The sequence below is a fragment of the Rhabdothermincola sediminis genome (assembly GCF_014805525.1).
GTDB lineage: Bacteria > Actinomycetota > Acidimicrobiia > Acidimicrobiales > Acidimicrobilacustridaceae > Rhabdothermincola > Rhabdothermincola sediminis.
Genome location: NZ_JACFSZ010000009.1, coordinates 130,432 through 145,526, shown reverse-complemented (window position 1 = coordinate 145,526; position 15,095 = coordinate 130,432). Strand labels below are relative to the sequence as shown.

Here is a 15,095-nt window from a genome sequence, read left to right as displayed (position 1 = left end):
GGCACGCCAACAGATACGGCATCCCCCGCTCCGGCTGGACCGGCCCACCCGAATAATCCACCGCCATGCTCGACCCACTCGACCCCGACAACTCGAAACCGAAATACGAACACACCCACCCGCCACCCCCACCACGACCAGACCGGAAACGCCCCAACTCCCCCGACGGCCCCACCACCACCACCGCCGTCGGAGAACCAGACGCGATCGACGCGCTCGCGTTTTCCTCTCGATTCGAGGCGGCGCCGCACTGCCCAGTTGCGACAACCCCGACACCCAGAACGATCACGAGCACCGTCAGAGCGCGCATCCGTCGACCCCACGCCAAGCCTCGAGCACGGAATTGCGGGCCACCTTCCATGTGTCGTCGACCCGAACCAGCTCGGTACGCCATCTCGTGGTCTCCACTGCGTTGTTCAACACGACACCTGATGGCACATCGATCACGAGTGTGTCGTCGACCCCACAATCGATGACCGTCGCGCGATCCCCGACGATCGTCTCGACCTGTGCCATATGGCGATACTGTGACTCCGCCGGCAAGCGGATCACTCGATTCAGGCTTCGCCTCTCCTTCACGTTGGCGACCGCACGCTCGAGCGCGTCACCAGTCGCGTAACGCTCGAGGTCGGGGTGCTCCGGGTCTGGCGGATCATTCGCACGCAAGATCGCCCGCCAGTAGCCCTGGACCGAGGCAAGGATCGCCTCCTCATCAGAGCTGGACTGGGTCGTGGTGCTCGTCGACTCCACCATCGAAGACGGCGGAGGAGCCGGCGACGAGCCCGGCGCCGACCCCTCCCCCTCACTCCCGCCACCACACCCGGCGAACACGACACCGAGCACCGAGACGAGCACCAACACACCGAGCACACGGCGCATCGAAGCCCTCCCAGATCCGCCCTCGCCGTTGCGGCTCCGGACGCTACGAACGACCAGCACCACCCCTCAAGCGGCATCCGTCACATCGCGGACCCTCCGTAGCCCCCGAACCACGATCCGCGACATCCCCGCCGGCGGGAGCCCAGCCCGCACACGGGCCATACCGTGGCCAGACCACCCCTCAGGCGAACAGCACGGTGTCCGGCACCACCGCTAGGCGGCGCGCCGAGCGGAGGCGACCTTCCGTGAAGGTGTGGCACGACCCTGCCATCGCCGACCACTCGATGTCCGCCGCGGTCTCGAAGGACGCCCAGTCGAGCTCGAAGTACCCCATGGCCACCGCGACCGCCCGGCGCATCACCCGCATCGCCTCTCGCAGCTCGTCGTCGGCGTTCATGCCCTCGAGGCGCTCACCAATCTCCGGTCCGAGCACGAACAGGCCTTCGAACGGGCCGGTGCTCACGATCCTCCAGCCGTCCAGGCGCCACCCGAACCACGGCGCACCGTCACGCCGCAGCGACGCCCCGTACGGGGTGACCTCGACGTCGTAGCGGCGCCGCTCGTGCTGCCGCGCCGCGAACCAGACCAGGTCGTTCACGTGCACGCACGTGTGCTCCCGGGGGCTGGCGATCAGCCGGCGGGCGACGTCCTCGGAATCGCCGCGCAGGGCGGCCACCGAGGCCAGCGCGCCCGGGCAGGTGGTCCAGGGGTGCCGGTGCGACGACGCGACTGCGCCGACCACCTCGCCGAGCCGCAGGTCCAGGATCACTTCGAAGCCGTGGAAGTGGTCGTCCACCCGAGCGATCGACCGCCTCAGCCCGCCGGGGCCGTCCACCATCCGGGCTTGGACGGTACGGGTGTAGGGGGCCACCCGGCGAAGGCTACCGGCGCCCACCGAGCTCGCTCGCAGCCCGCTCGCGCAGCTCGTACTTGAGTACCTTCCCCGTGGCGTTCAGCGGCAGCTCGTCGACCACCAACACCTGGCGAGGAACCTTGTAATTGGCCATGCGCTCCCGGCACCACGCCACGAGCGCCTCCTCGTCGATCGACGCGCCGGGTCGCGGCACCACGAACGCCACCCCGACCTCGCCCAAACGCTCGTCAGGCGCCCCCACCACCGCCACCTGCGCGATGGCCTCGTGAGCGGCCATGACGTTCTCGATCTCCGCCGGATAGGCGTTGAACCCGCCCACGATGAACATGTCCTTCTTGCGGTCGGTGATGCGCAGGTACCCACGATCGTCCATCACCCCGATGTCGCCGGTGTGCAGCCAGCCGTCGACATCGATCGCCTCGGCGGTGGCCTCCGGGTCGTCGAAGTAGCCCTGCATGACGTTGTAGCCCCGCACCACCACCTCCCCCGGCTCACCTCGAGCCACCTCCTCGCCGTCGTCGTCGACACAGCGCACCTCCACGTCGGGGATCGCCCGGCCCGAGGTGGTGGCGATGGTCTCCGGGTCGTCATCGGCCCGACACGCGGTCACCACCCCGCAGGCCTCGGTCAGCCCGTACGCGGTGATCACCGACTCGAGCTTCAGCTCGTCGCGCATACGGACGATCAGCTCCACCGGTATCGACGCCGCGCCGGTCACCGCCAGCCGCAGCGAGGACAGATCGGTGGTGCCGAGGTCCGGATGGTTGAGGATGCTCTGGTACAGCGTGGGCGGGCCCGGCAGCATGGTGATGCGGTCGCGCTCGATGCGGGCCATGGTCTCGGGCACGTCGAACACCGCCTGCGGGTAGAGCGTGGCGCCGATCATCAGCCCCGCGAGGATGCCGGCCTTGTAGCCGAACGAGTGGAAGAACGGGTTGACCACCAGGTAGCGGTCGCCCTCCCGCAAGCCCACCAGCTCGGCCCAGGACGAGAACGCGCGCAGGTTCTGCCCGTGCGCGGTCATCACGCCCTTGGGTCGGCCGGTGGTGCCGGAGGTGAACAGGATGTCGCTCAGGTCCAGCGGTCCGAGCGAGTCGATGCGCTCGTCGAGTGCCGCGTCGTCGACCGCCCCGCCCGAGGCCACGAACTCCTCCCATCCGAGGGCACTCGCCGGCACCTCACCGCGCAGGATCACCGTCCGCTCCAGCGTGGCGGGCGTGCCAGCCTGCGCCAGCAGGGCCGGGTAGTCGTTGCCCAGGAACCCGTTGACCGTCACCAGCACCTTCGCCCCGCTGCGCGCCAGCACGTCGGCCGCCTCGTGGCCCTTGTAGCGGGTGTTGAGCGGCACCAACACCGCACCTGCGGCGTGCAGGCCGAGCAGGGCGACCACCCACTCCCAGATGTTCGGCGCCCAGATCGACACCCGATCGCCGGACCCCACCCCCGCGGCGATGAACGCCTTGGCCGCGGCCCGGGCCTGGTCCCGCAGGTCCACGAACGAGAGCGTGACGTCGCCGTCGACGATCGCGGGGGCGTCGGCCATCCGCTCGGCTGCCTCGTGCACCAGTCGCGGTGTCGTCCCCCACACCAGGTCCCCACGCACGGTCATGTGCGCACCCTACCGCTGGACCTGACGCGCCGTCAGAGGAGAGCCAACCGGTCAGCGCAGTGATCGGAGCATGAGCCGTAGGCTTCCTTCACGATGACCACAAGGAGCACGGACCCAGCCACTGAGCTCGCAGGCGTGCTCGTGGCCCTGGCCGACGGCAACTTCCGGGGTTACAGCCCCACCTACGAACGGATCGCCCGGGCCTGGGCCGAGGACCCGGACCTGCTCGCCACGGCCCTCGAGCTGCACCCCGAGGACAAGCCGGTCTCCATGCTGCCCATCTCGCTGCTGGCGGTGGTCCACGAGCTGGTGCTGCGCGAACCCGGACTGACCCTGGCGGCGATCTACCAGGGCCACGACCAGGACCCGTGGCCCGCCTTCCGGGACCTGGTCACCGCCAGGGCGCCGGAGATCCGCACCCGGCTGGCGAACTGCTCGATCCAGACCAACGAGGTCGGGCGCTCCGCGGCCCTCATCCCCTCACTGGCGTGGATCACCCGACAGCTCCCCGGTCGCGACCTGGCCCTGGTCGAGATCGGGCCCAGCGCAGGTCTCAACCTGCTCGCCGACCGCTTCCACATCGAGTACCGCGACCCAGACGGCACCGTGCTGACCACCGGCGACCCCCACTCCCCGGTACGGCTGCACTGCCAGCTCAAAGGCGCCACTACGCCACCGCTGCCGCAGGGTCCGCTGCCCATCGTGGCCCGCACCGGGATCGACCTCGACCCGGTCGACGTCCGCGACCCCGATGCGACCCGATGGCTCGAGGCCTGCCTGTGGCCCGGGGTGACAGACCGGCAGGAGCGGCTCCGGCGGGCGATCGAGCTGGCCCGGCACGCTCCGCACCCACCCCAGCTGCACACGGGCGACGTGCTCGACCTGCTCGATCCGGTCATCGAGGACCTGCCACCGGGCGCGGTGCCGGTGGTCTTCTCCACCTGGGCCCTGGCCTACCTCACCCGCGAGGGGCGACAAGACGTGCACGACCGGGTGGCGGCCCATGGCACAGGTCGCGACATCGTGCTGCTGACCGCCGAGTACCCGCACGTGATCCCCTGGGTTCCCGCTGCTCGCCGCCCGCAGGTGGAGGAAGGCACTGACGCCACCCTGGTCGGGGTGGCGTGGTGGCGCGGGAGCCGAGAGCACTCGACGCCACTCGCCTGGACCCACGCCCACGGAGCCTGGCTCGACTGGATCGGCGGTGAAGGATCGTCGTGAGCCCCTTCACCCTGCGCCGGCGGGCCGCCCGGGTCGTGTTGCTGGACACCCGCGACCGGGTGCTGCTCATCAACGCCTCCGATCCCGCCGACCGGACCAAGCCGCCGTGGTGGGAGATCCCCGGAGGCGGGATGGACCCGCACGAGTCGAGCGCGGAGGCGGCAGCCCGTGAGCTGTGGGAGGAGGCCGGCATCCGCGACGCCCGTGTCGGGCCGTGCGTGTGGGTGCAGCACGCGCGGTTCCGCTTCGGCGGCTGGGACTTCGACCAGCACGAGCGGGTGCACGTGGCCTGGCTCGACCGCCCGGGCGACGAGCACCTCCACCAGCCGCGGGGCCTCGAGGCGCTGGAGGCGATGGCCTTCCGGGGGCATCGCTGGTGGGCCCTCGACGAACTGCTCGACTCGGACGTGCCGCTGCTGCCCCACCGCCTGCGGGACCACCTACCCGACCTGGTGGCCGGCGAGCTGCCCGACCCGCCCATCGACATCACCTGGCCGAGCTCGAGCTGATCCCGGCGGCCACCCGGCGGCTGCCCTCACCGCTGGATGGGCCGGCGGCGAGGTGTGAACCGTCGTTCAGTTTTCTTGACCCTTGCTCTGGCCGACCGTCAGACTCGTCGGATGTTCGACCTGAGCGGCAGGGTCGCGCTGATCACCGGCGCCGGCCAGAACCTCGGCGCCGAGATCGCGCGGGTGCTCGCGAACAACGGCGCGGCGGTGGTGGTCAACGACCTGTTCCCCGATCGCGCCGGGGCCGTGGCCAGCGCGATCAGCGCCGCCGGTGGCATGGCGATCGCCATCGAGGCCGACGTCACCGATCTCGAGGCGGTGGGGCAGATGGTGTCGGAGGCCGAGGCGCGGCTCGGGCCGGTCGACATCCTGGTCAACAATGCGGGAGTCCCACCCAACCCGTCCTGGGACCTGCTCCCGTTCCACCAGACCAGCCCGGAGAGCTGGCGGGCGTGGATCGACATCAACCTCTATGGGGTCCTGCACTGCTGCCACGCCACCGTCGGCGGGATGGTGGAGCGTGGCTGGGGCCGGGTGGTCAACATCGTGAGCGACGCGGGCCGCACGGGTGAGGGTCTGCTGGCGGTCTACTGCGCGGCCAAGGCCGGTGCGGCCGGCTTCAGCCGGGCGCTCGCCAAGGAGGTCGCCCCCCACGGGGTCACGGTCAACGCCCTGGCACTCGGCACGCTCGGCCCTCCCGGTGGGGACCCGGAGCTCGTCCAGCGGATGGCCCGCCGGTATCCCGTGGGCCGCATCGGGGCACCGGCGGACATCGCCCCCGCGGTGCTGTGGCTGGCCAGCGACGAAGCCTCGTGGGTGACCGGCCAGACCATCCCCATCAACGGCGGGTACGCGACCAGCTGACCTGGCTCAGCTCGAGAGAGACCGAGCCCGCTCCACGCAGGGTCGGAGCTGGTCCAGAGCGGGGGCCATGTCCTCTGCCGTCATGGCGAAGACAAGCGCCACCACCTGGTCCACACCCGCCTCCGCGTACTGCTCGACCATCTCCGGCGTGCAGCCGTTGAAGTACGGGCACACGGTGACCGTCACCTCCGAGCGGTCGCGCCCCGCGGCTTCCAGCGCCCGGCCCAGCCGCTCCAGACCCTCGGGCACCTCCGCCGGCAGGCGGTTGAACGTGAACCAGCCCTGCCCCGTGCGCGCCACCCGCCGGAGGGCGGCGTCACTCTCGCCCCCCATGTGCAGCGGCGGGTGCGGCGCCTGCAGCGGCTTGGGATGCATGTTGCACGGTGGCAGCGTGTAGATCTCGCCCTGGTAGCTGGAGGGATCCTCGCACCAGAGGGCCTTCATCACCTCGAGGTACTCGTCGGTGCGCGCCCCTCGCCGTTCCCAGGGAACGTTGACCACCTCGAACTCCTCCTTCAACCAGCCGACCCCGATGCCGAAGTCGACCCGACCGTTCGACAGCCAGTCGAGGGTGGCCACCTCCTTCGCCGCGTAGACCGGGTTGCGCTGGGGGAGCAGGCAGATCGCGGTGCCGAGGCGCACCGTGGAGGTGCACGCGGCGAGGAACGACAGGGTGGTAAAGGGCTCGAGCATCCCCGAGCCCGGCGGTGCGGGGATCCTGCCGTCCGCCGAGTACGGGTAGCGCGAGGCGTAGTCGTCGAAGAGCACCACGTGCTCTGGCACCCACAGCGAGTGCACCCCGAGCTCCTCGGCTCCCCGCCCGAGAGCCTGGAGCCACTCGGGGGTCGAGAACGGATTGGCGGTGGGAGCGAACAGGCCGAAGTCCATCCGCGTTGTCTAGCGCGACGCGGGCGGCGCGATCAGACCCGCATGACCTGGCCGCCGTCGACGTTGAGGATGTGGCCCGTGATCCACGACGCCTCGTCGGAGAGCAGGAACAGGCAGGCATGGACCATGTCGTCCACCGTGCCCAGGCGCTTGAGCGGCATGCCCGACACGATGGACTGCAGGATGCCCTCGTCGACGGTGCTGCGGGTGGCCTCGGTGTCAGTGGGGCCCGGCGCGATGGCGTTCACCCGGATGTTGCGCCAGCCCAGCTCGCTGGCGAGGGTGTGGGTGATGCCGTGCAGGGCCAGCTTGGCGATCCCGTAGAAGCCGGCACCCATCCACGCCGCGGTCGACGACTGGTTGACGATCGCTCCCCCACCGCGCTCGTGCATCGACTTGTACACCGCCCGGGTGCACAGCACCGCGCCGTTCATGTTCACCGCCATGAAGCGGTTGTAGTAGTTCCAGTCGACCTTGAGCAGGCTCTCGATCTTCATGCCGCCGTAGATCGCCGCGTTGTTGACCAGGTAGTCCACGCCGCCGAACGCCTCCCGGGCCGCCTCCCCCATCGCCCTCGTGGAGGATTCGTCGGACACGTCGGTGGGCACGAACTCGGCTCGCCCGCCGGCCGACCGGATCTCGCCCGCCACCCGCTCGCCCTGGTCGGCGTCGAGCTCGGCCACCACCACCGCCGCGCCCTCCCGGGCCAGCCCTTTGGCGTAGGCCTCCCCGATGCCCCGGCCGGCGCCGGTCACCACGGCCACCTTCCCCTCGAAACGCATCACGCCCTCCTCCTGCGTCCGGCCCGCCTCGCGGACCTGCGGCCCAGTGCGCTCACCCGGCGGCGAACGCCCGGTCGATCAGCTCGTGCAGTGCCTCCACCGGAAACGCCTCCTCCACCGCGGAGCGCCCCCGGGTGTCCAGCCCGAACACCCACTGGGCGATGTAGGCCTGCATGATCCCGGAGAACAGCGCCGCCATGATCTCGGGATCCCCGGCACGCAGCTCACCGGCCTCCACTCCCTCGCGGAAGATGCCGGCCTCGAACGACATCACCTCGCGATAGCGCTCGAAGCCCGCCTCGTTGAGGCTGGCTCGAAACGTCCACGTCGCCCCGCCGAGCTCGCGCTCGAACAACCGGTAGAAGTCCGGCCGTTGCCGGAAGTAGTCAAGTTGCGCGTCGGCGATCCGATGCAGCTTCCCCCTCGCCGATCCCTCCTCGCCGGCCGCCTGCTCCATCGCCGACAGCAGTGCTCGCCCCTGGCGTTCGAGAACCTGGGCGAAAAGGTCGTCCTTGCCGTCGAAGAACCCGTAGAGCGCGCCGACCGAGAACTCGGCCTGCTCAGCCACCTCCTTCAAGGTGGCGTTGTGGAAGCCCTTGCGGCCGAACACCCGCTCTGCGGCGTCGAGGATGTGCTGGCGGCTCACCCGGTCCTTCTCCCGGCGCCGCTGGTCGCGAAGGGACTCCGCCGTGCTGCGGTCGGTGCGGGCCACCTCAGCGCCCCTTCGCGTCGCGGCTCGCCCTGGCCCGGCTGCGCCCCTGGTCGGCGGCGTCGGCCCACATCTGGCGGGGATCGGCGCTGCGGGTCACCTCGGGGCGCACGGACAGCAGGCTTACCTTGGTGCCCCGGGGCGCGCTCAGGGCGGTGATCACCGCGTGGGCCACCGCCTCGGCTGGGATGTAGTTGAAGTCCTGCTTGATGCCCAGCCGCTCCCAGGCGTGCATGAAGGCGATCATGTCCTCGTCCGTCCAGGTGGTGTTGAACTCGCTGACCGTGGGCCCGAGCCGCACCGTGGTCACCCGGATGCCGGTGCCGCCGAGCTCGACGTCGAGCCCCGCGGCGAGGTACTCGATCGCGGCCTTGGTGGCCCCGTAGGTGAGCATGTGCGGGTAGGGCTGCTGGATCGAGTCGCTGCTGATGAACACCACGTCGCCGGCGATGCCGGCGCGCAGCATCGCCGCCGTGGCGGCGCGGGTGCAGTAAAGAGCACCGAGCAGGTTGGTGTCGACCGCGGCCCGCAGGCGCTCGGTGGTCGTCTCGGCGATGGCGCCCAGGTAGCCGACGCCGGCGTTGTTCACCACCGCGTGCGCCGGCCCCAGCTCGGCTTCGAGGTCAGCGAAGAAGGCGTCGACCGACGCGTCGTCGGTGACGTCCAGGGGGTGTGACCAGGGCGTGCCGCCTGCGGCCCGTACCGCTGCCGCGGTCTCCTCCAGGCGGTCGGCGCGCCGAGCGCCGATGGCGACGGTCCATCCCAGCTCACCGAGGCCCACCGCTATCGCTCGCCCGATGCCGGCGGACGCGCCGGTCACCACCGCGACCCGGGGGGCGACATCGGTGTCCTGCCCCCATGCCCCAGTCGATACCTGACGGCTCTCGTCGTCGCTCACGTGGATGGACTCCCGTTCGAGGAACTGAACGGTGGTTCACCCTAGTCCCGCGCCGTCGTCGAGAGCGGCGCCGCCAACCGCATCGCGATCTGTCTCAGCCGGCACGGGTGAGCAGCAGGCAACCGGCGACCGGGCCGCCACCGGTGCTCACCATCGCCACCTCCGCCTCGATCTGGCGGCCGGTGGCCTGCCGCCGCAGCTGCAGGCAGGCCTCTCGCAGTAGTCCCCACCCGTGGAGGCGCCCCCCGCTGAGTTGCCCACCGCCGGTGTTCAGGGGCAGCTCCCCGCCGAGCGCGATGCGACCGCCTCCTTCGACGAAGGGGCCCCCGTCGCCGTGCTCACAGAACCCGAGCGCCTCCAGCCAGAACAGCGCCAGGAAGCTGAAGCCGTCGTAGAGCTGGGCCACGTCCACGTCCGCAGGGGCGAGGTCGGTGCGGGCCCACATGGTGGCCGCGGCACCCGACGCGGCCATGGTGGTGAGATCCGGCCACTGGTGCCACGACGGCCGCAGCCCCACGCCGGTCCCCATCGCCTCGATCCTCACCGCCGGACCGGGCAGGTCGACGGCCCGATCGGCCCGCGACACCACCACCGCGGTGGAACCGTCGACGGGCACGTCGCAGTCGAGCAGGTGCAGGGGTGTGGCGATCGGGCGGGACCCGAGGTAGTCCTCGATGGTCAACGGCTCGGTCATCACCGCTCCCGGGGTGCGAGCCGCGTTCGCCCGGGCCGTGAGCGCGACGGCGCCGAGCTGTGCCCGGGTGGTGCCGAACTGGTGCTGGTGGCGGGCCGCATACGGCGCCAGCCAGTGCGCAGGGGTGACCGCGTCGAAGGGCAGCAGCCACTCGGCGAAGCCCCCGGCGGGGCCGACCGGCGGTGGGGCCATGGCCCCGGCCCGCATCAAGGCGCCCACGGTCGACTCGATGCTGGTGCGGTACACGAGTGCGTGGGTGCACAACCCGCCGGCCACGGCGAGCACCGCGTCGATGATCGGCTGGAGCTGGCCGGCGCCTTCGGCCCCGGCCCGGTGCCAAGCCAGTTCGAGCCCCAGGGCCGCGGCGACCTGGTCGGTGTGGGGCCCGGCGTAGCCCGGCGGGCCGATGCCCGCACCCGGGTAGGCGGCGATGCCGTCGATGTCGCCAGGCGCCAGGCCGGCATCCGCGATGGCCGCCAGCGCGGCGTCGACGGTCAGGTCGAGCTCGCTGCGCATCAGCCGCCGGCCGACCTCCGACTGGCCCACCCCGGCGATCACCGCCCGGTGCTCCGGCTTGCCACCCGACACCTTGGCGAAGGTGACCCGGCCCAGCTCGCTGCGATGGCGATCGCCTCCCGCCTCGCCGGCCAGCGGATCGGCGACCGGCACGGCGAACTCCTCGTCGACCTGCTCGAAACCGATGCGCACCGGATCGCCGATCGCCAACCCGGCGTGCTGGTCCGCGGGGCGGACCCGCATGGTCATGCGCACCTCGGGCGCGGCGTCGAGCTCGACGATGACGATGGTGTAGGGCACTGCCAGGTCCGGTCGCGCCGGCTGGTGGCTGACGCTCAGGCTGTAGACGCGACCCTCGGGCTCCAGGTACTTCGGGCCGAGGGAGCGGGAGCGGCACTGGGGGCAGACCGGCCCTGGCGGGTAGAGCACGTAGCCACAGTCCCTGCACGCCGGGAGCCGAAGGACACCTTCCTGGCATCCTGCCCAGAAGCTCCTCGAGTCGGCCGTGACCTGGGGGCGAATCGGCCCCTGCGCTGCGCTGCCGGCGTGCGTGCTCATGGTCCCCGGACGCTACTGGTCGCGCCGGCCGGCTCCGAGGTCGGCGGCACGCGACGAGCAACCCCCGCTGGTCACGGCGAGGGCCGGGCGTGGCGATCAGGAGGGCGCGAGCGCCTGCTGCAAGGCCCGGAGGCGTTCGGGGACCGCCCGATACCAGACCCAGGTGCCCCGCTTCTCCCGATCGACCAGGCCCGCCTGGTGGAGGACCTTCAGGTGATGGCTGACCGTCGGCTGGCTCCGCCCGACGGGCTCGACCAGGTCGCAGGCGCACACGTCCCCGCCCTCGGCGGAGGCGATGATCGACAGTAGGCGCACCCGTACGGGATCCGCGAGCGCGGCGAAGGCATCAGCGAGCGCCTTGGCCTCGTGCTCGCTGAGTGGGGCCCCGGCGACCGACGGGCAGCACCCGTGGAGCTCGACGGCGGGTTGGCGGTGTCCGGCCACGGCGACCTCCCTCGATGGGACGGGTGGCACACTCCCTACATATTGACGTGTATCGATGCTTTGATGCTTTGGTATGGTATCGAAGGTCATCAATCTATCAGCCGGCAGGTGCCCGGCGTGTGCGAGGAGGCCCCGATGTCCCGAGTGCAGCTCGCCCTGAACGTCTCCGACCTCGACGAGGCCGTGGCCTTCTACTCCCGCCTGCTGGGCGTGGAGCCGGCCAAGCGCAAGCCCGGGTACGCCAACTTCGCGGTAGCCGATCCCCCGCTCAAGCTGGTGCTGTTCGAGACCGGCGAGGGAGCGGGCGAGCGCCTCAACCACCTCGGCATCGAGGTCGACAGCACCGACGAGGTGGTGTCCGCCACCGCCCGGCTCGCCCGCAGCGGCCTCGGCACCGACGTCGAAGAGCAGACCACCTGCTGCTACGCGGTGCAGGACAAGGTGTGGGTGACCGATCCCGACGGTGCCCGGTGGGAGGTCTACACGGTCCTCGCGGACGCCGAGTCGTTCGGTCACCCCGACCCGGCCGGCGGCCTGGCGCTCACCACGCCCGGTGCACCCTGCTGCCGGTGAGCGACCAGCCGCTCTCGCGCCGCCTCCTCGCCGAGCTCACCGGCACCGCGTTCCTGCTGGCTGCGGTCGTCGGGTCGGGCATCATGGCCACCCGACTCACGGGTGATGTCGGCCTGCAGCTGCTCATCAACGCCGTGGCCACCGCCGGTGCGCTGCTCGCGCTGCTGGCGGCCCTCGGGCCGGTGTCCGGCGCGCACCTCAACCCGGCCGTCACGCTGGCCATGCTCGCCTCCGGCACACTCCCACGCTCGGAGACCCCGCTGTACATCGGCGCCCAGGTCACCGGAGCGGGTGCCGGCGTGGTGGTGGCCAACCTCATGTTCGGCCTGCCCGCCGTCAGCACCTCCACCGTCGATCGCAGTGGAGGAGGTTTGCTGCTCGGGGAGTCGGTGGCCACGCTCGGCCTGCTGCTCGTCGTCTTCGGGGTGGTGCGCTCCACGCAGCGCTCGTGGATCCCCGTGGCCGTCGCGGCCTACATCGGAGCCGCGTACTTCTTCACGTCGTCGACGTCGTTCGCCAACCCGGCCGTGACCCTGGCCCGCACCCTGTCGGACACCTTCGCCGGCATCGCCCCCGCCTCGGTGCCGGCGTTCCTCGCCGCGCAGGCCGCAGGCCTGGTGGCGGCGCTCGGGCTGATCCGCGTCCTGTTCCCCGACCCCGACACCATCGCCGCGGACCTGCCGCGCCCCTACGAGGAGGATCCCACCCGATGACCCCCAGGCCTTCGGTGCTGTTCCTGTGCGTACACAACGCCGGGCGCTCACAGATGGCCGCGGCCCTGCTCGAACGCCACGCCGCCGGCCGCATCGACGTGCGCTCGGCAGGCAGCGCACCCGCGGGCACGCTCAACCCGGCGGTGGTGGAGGCGATGGCCGAGGTCGGCATCGACCTGCTGGCCGCCGGCGCCCACCCGAAGAAGCTCACCGCCGACGCCGTCGAGGCCTCCGACGTGGTGATCACCATGGGTTGCGGCGACGAGTGCCCCTTCTTCCCCGGGAAGCGCTACCTCGACTGGGAGCTCGACGACCCCGCGGGCAAGCCGGTCGAGCAGGTGCGGCCCATCCGCGACGAGATCGATCGGCGGGTCCGAGCGCTCGCGGCCGAGCTGCTCGAGGGCCGGACCGAGGCCGGCGCCGGCTGAGCCTGAGCTGGAGCGTGCGCCTGCTCAGCCGAACTGGTCAAGCATGAGGTGGGCGGCCGAGTCCAGCTCGTCGCCCGTCTCGCTGATGCCCACCCAGCCGTTGACCCATCCCACCAGGGAGGAGAACCACACGTGGCCGAGCGCGCGGGTGATCCGCCGCTGCAGCGCTGGATCGAAGTCACTCGGGAAGGCGAGGCCCTGAATGCGATCCATCACGATGCCGACCTCGCGCTGGCAGTCGGCGACCTTCGGGTCGTTCGAGGAGAGCGCTGTGACCACCGCCGCGCTCAGCCTCGGCTCCTTCTCCATCGCCCGGGTGGCCCGGCGCAGCACGTCGACCACCCGCTCGGCGGTGGTGTCACCTCGCGGTGGGCGCACCGCGACCCGTCGTTCCAGGTCGCGCGCCCACTCGACGAGCGCCGCGGCGAGCAGGTGGTCCTTGGAGGAGAAATAGCGGTAGATCGTGCCCAGGGCGACGTTGGCCCGGGTGGCGACGTCACGCATCTGCACCGCGTCGTACCCACCTTCCGCGCCGAGCTCCAGCGCAGCCGCCACCACGCGCTGGCGGCGAGCCGCCTGGCTCTTGGTGAGCTGATCGGTGGCGGTCAGGTCGGCCATGGTCACCCCGGCGAGGTTAGTGATCGCCCGTCGCCAGTCCGGGGACCGCAGCCTGCACGGCGGGAGGTCGCGGCTCGCCCGGCAGGCCGAGCACCCGCTCGGCGATGATGTTGCGCTGCACCTCGTTCGTGCCGCCGGCGATACCGCTGTGCGGTGCCCACACGAACCGGTAGCCGAAGTAGCCGGACCACCGCCCCTGCTCACCGTCGAGCATGCCCTGCGCACCGAGGAGTGCCTTGGCGAGGTTCGTCGAGTGGCGCAGGTGCTGGCCGTAGCGGAGCTTGAGCACCGACGTCTCGGGCCCCGGCTGCTGACCCCGACTGAGCGCGGTCTGCATGCGGTAGCCGAGATAGGTCAGCACCGACACCGCGGTGTGGACCCGAGCCAGCTCCTGGCGGACCAGCGGATCCCCGGTGAGCCCCGCCTCCCGAGCCAGGGCCAGCAGGCCCGCCACGTCGTCGTCGGCCGAGGCGCTGCCGATCATGTTCCGCTCGTTGGCCAGCGTGTGCATCGCCGCTCGCCAACCGTTGCCGACCCCCGCCTCGCCGCCGAGCACATTGACCGCGGGGATGCGCACGTCGGTGAGGAAGACCTCGCTGAAGTGCGAATCACTGGTCATCTGCCGCAGGGGGCGGATGTCGATGCCCGGTGTCGACATGTCGAGCAGGAAGTACGTGATGCCTCGATGCCTCGGCGCGGCGGGATCGGTGCGCGCCAGCAGGATCCCCCATTCGCAGCGATCCGCACTGGAGGTCCACACCTTCTGGCCGTTGACCACCCACTCATCGCCGTCGCGCACCGCTCGGGTGGTGAGGCTGGCCAGGTCCGAGCCCGCTCCGGGCTCGCTGAACAGCTGGCACCACTCCTCGTCACCGCGCAGCATCGGTTCGATGAAGCGCTCGCGCTGGTCCTCGGTGCCGAACTCGAGGATCGCCGGTCCCACCATGGTGTGGGCCACCGCGAACGGACCGTTGTGGACGCCGAAGCGCGCCATCTCCTGGGCGAAGATCAGCTCCTGGATCGTCGTTCCCCCACGACCGCCGTACTCCTTGGGGTAGCTGATCCCTGCCCACCCGCCGTCGAAGAGGCGTCGCTGCCACGCGCGAGCCTGGCGGTCGAGCTGGTCCCAGTCGGCGGCCACGGTGAAGAAGCCCCGCGAGAAGTCGTCGGGATGTCCCTTGGGGATGGCATGGATCTCGAGCCACGCCCGCGCCTCGGCCCGGAAGGCGGCCTCCTCGGGCGTGTCCTCGATGTCCACACACAGGAATGTAACGCGTTCTAGTTGTGGCGGTGCTGCTCCGCCTCCCCTCCCGGACCC

17 protein-coding genes are annotated in these 15,095 nt (G+C 71.1%); 6 read left to right on the top strand and 11 right to left on the bottom strand.

All coding sequences use genetic code 11. The features are described from left to right. Positions 1 to 297: 297 nt before the first annotated feature. From HZF19_RS09360 to HZF19_RS09350, 3 genes are all read right to left on the bottom strand, one after another. Positions 298 to 879, bottom strand: coding sequence for a hypothetical protein (locus HZF19_RS09360; RefSeq protein ID WP_208028500.1), 582 nt, complete (start codon positions 877 to 879; stop codon positions 298 to 300). A 181-nt stretch (positions 880 to 1,060) separates the two neighbouring features. Next, the gene (locus HZF19_RS09355) at positions 1,061 to 1,750 is read right to left on the bottom strand and encodes a DUF2889 domain-containing protein (RefSeq protein ID WP_208028499.1); all 690 of its coding nucleotides are present in this window, start codon (positions 1,748 to 1,750) and stop codon (positions 1,061 to 1,063) included. A 10-nt stretch (positions 1,751 to 1,760) separates the two neighbouring features. Next, the gene (locus HZF19_RS09350; protein WP_208028498.1) at positions 1,761 to 3,362 is read right to left on the bottom strand and encodes a FadD3 family acyl-CoA ligase; all 1,602 of its coding nucleotides are present in this window, start codon (positions 3,360 to 3,362) and stop codon (positions 1,761 to 1,763) included. Between the two features lie 93 nt (positions 3,363 to 3,455). On the opposite strand from HZF19_RS09350, the gene HZF19_RS09345 reads away from it, so the two are divergent. The 3 genes from HZF19_RS09345 to HZF19_RS09335 all read left to right on the top strand — a co-directional run bounded on the left by HZF19_RS09345 (position 3,456) and on the right by HZF19_RS09335 (position 5,956). Beyond that, complete coding sequence (locus tag HZF19_RS09345) at positions 3,456 to 4,583, top strand: DUF2332 domain-containing protein (protein ID WP_208028497.1); 1,128 nt, start codon at positions 3,456 to 3,458, stop codon at positions 4,581 to 4,583. After that, the gene (locus HZF19_RS09340; RefSeq protein WP_208028496.1) at positions 4,580 to 5,092 is read left to right on the top strand and encodes an NUDIX hydrolase; all 513 of its coding nucleotides are present in this window, start codon (positions 4,580 to 4,582) and stop codon (positions 5,090 to 5,092) included. Before HZF19_RS09345 ends, HZF19_RS09340 begins: the two co-directional genes overlap by 4 nt. Before the next feature lie 111 nt (positions 5,093 to 5,203). Then, a complete protein-coding gene (locus HZF19_RS09335) occupies positions 5,204 to 5,956 on the top strand; it encodes an SDR family NAD(P)-dependent oxidoreductase (RefSeq protein WP_208028495.1) in 753 nt (250 codons plus the stop codon). Positions 5,957 to 5,962: 6 nt separating this feature from the next. On the opposite strand, the gene HZF19_RS09330 is transcribed toward HZF19_RS09335, so the two are convergent. The 6 genes from HZF19_RS09330 to HZF19_RS09305 all read right to left on the bottom strand — a co-directional run bounded on the left by HZF19_RS09330 (position 5,963) and on the right by HZF19_RS09305 (position 11,445). Next, complete coding sequence (locus tag HZF19_RS09330) at positions 5,963 to 6,844, bottom strand: LLM class F420-dependent oxidoreductase (RefSeq protein WP_208028494.1); 882 nt, start codon at positions 6,842 to 6,844, stop codon at positions 5,963 to 5,965. Between the two features lie 32 nt (positions 6,845 to 6,876). After that, positions 6,877 to 7,626: an SDR family oxidoreductase gene (locus tag HZF19_RS09325; RefSeq protein WP_208028493.1), complete on the bottom strand. Its 750-nt coding sequence runs from the start codon at positions 7,624 to 7,626 to the stop codon at positions 6,877 to 6,879. Between the two features lie 52 nt (positions 7,627 to 7,678). Next, on the bottom strand, positions 7,679 to 8,338 hold the full coding sequence (locus HZF19_RS09320) for a TetR/AcrR family transcriptional regulator (RefSeq protein WP_208028492.1): 660 nt from the start codon (positions 8,336 to 8,338) through the stop codon (positions 7,679 to 7,681). A gap of 1 nt (position 8,339) precedes the next feature. Next, positions 8,340 to 9,233, bottom strand: a complete 894-nt coding sequence (locus tag HZF19_RS09315) for an SDR family oxidoreductase (protein ID WP_208028491.1) — start codon at positions 9,231 to 9,233, stop codon at positions 8,340 to 8,342. Between the two features lie 94 nt (positions 9,234 to 9,327). After that, positions 9,328 to 11,001, bottom strand: a complete 1,674-nt coding sequence (locus tag HZF19_RS09310) for a thiolase C-terminal domain-containing protein (RefSeq protein WP_208028490.1) — start codon at positions 10,999 to 11,001, stop codon at positions 9,328 to 9,330. A 96-nt stretch (positions 11,002 to 11,097) separates the two neighbouring features. Then, positions 11,098 to 11,445 (bottom strand): metalloregulator ArsR/SmtB family transcription factor, encoded by a 348-nt coding sequence (locus HZF19_RS09305; RefSeq protein ID WP_307781186.1) that lies wholly within the window; start codon positions 11,443 to 11,445, stop codon positions 11,098 to 11,100. 135 nt (positions 11,446 to 11,580) lie between these two features. On the opposite strand from HZF19_RS09305, the gene HZF19_RS09300 reads away from it, so the two are divergent. The 3 genes from HZF19_RS09300 to HZF19_RS09290 are packed head-to-tail and all read left to right on the top strand — an operon-like array spanning position 11,581 to position 13,159. After that, complete coding sequence (locus HZF19_RS09300) at positions 11,581 to 12,018, top strand: ArsI/CadI family heavy metal resistance metalloenzyme (RefSeq protein ID WP_208028488.1); 438 nt, start codon at positions 11,581 to 11,583, stop codon at positions 12,016 to 12,018. Then, positions 12,015 to 12,731 carry an aquaporin gene (locus HZF19_RS09295; RefSeq protein ID WP_208028487.1) on the top strand — a complete coding sequence of 239 codons (717 nt, stop codon included), beginning with the start codon at positions 12,015 to 12,017 and terminating at the stop codon, positions 12,729 to 12,731. Before HZF19_RS09300 ends, HZF19_RS09295 begins: the two co-directional genes overlap by 4 nt. Next, positions 12,728 to 13,159 (top strand): arsenate reductase ArsC, encoded by a 432-nt coding sequence (locus HZF19_RS09290; RefSeq protein WP_208028486.1) that lies wholly within the window; start codon positions 12,728 to 12,730, stop codon positions 13,157 to 13,159. The genes HZF19_RS09295 and HZF19_RS09290 overlap by 4 nt, the downstream gene beginning before the upstream one ends. A gap of 24 nt (positions 13,160 to 13,183) precedes the next feature. Here HZF19_RS09290 and HZF19_RS09285 read toward each other — a convergent pair whose 3' ends face one another. Both HZF19_RS09285 and HZF19_RS09280 read right to left on the bottom strand, forming a co-directional pair. Then, positions 13,184 to 13,777, bottom strand: coding sequence for a TetR family transcriptional regulator (locus HZF19_RS09285; protein WP_235979752.1), 594 nt, complete (start codon positions 13,775 to 13,777; stop codon positions 13,184 to 13,186). Positions 13,778 to 13,793: 16 nt separating this feature from the next. Beyond that, positions 13,794 to 15,035, bottom strand: a complete 1,242-nt coding sequence (locus HZF19_RS09280; protein WP_208028484.1) for an acyl-CoA dehydrogenase family protein — start codon at positions 15,033 to 15,035, stop codon at positions 13,794 to 13,796. Between the last annotated feature and the right edge of the window lie 60 nt (positions 15,036 to 15,095).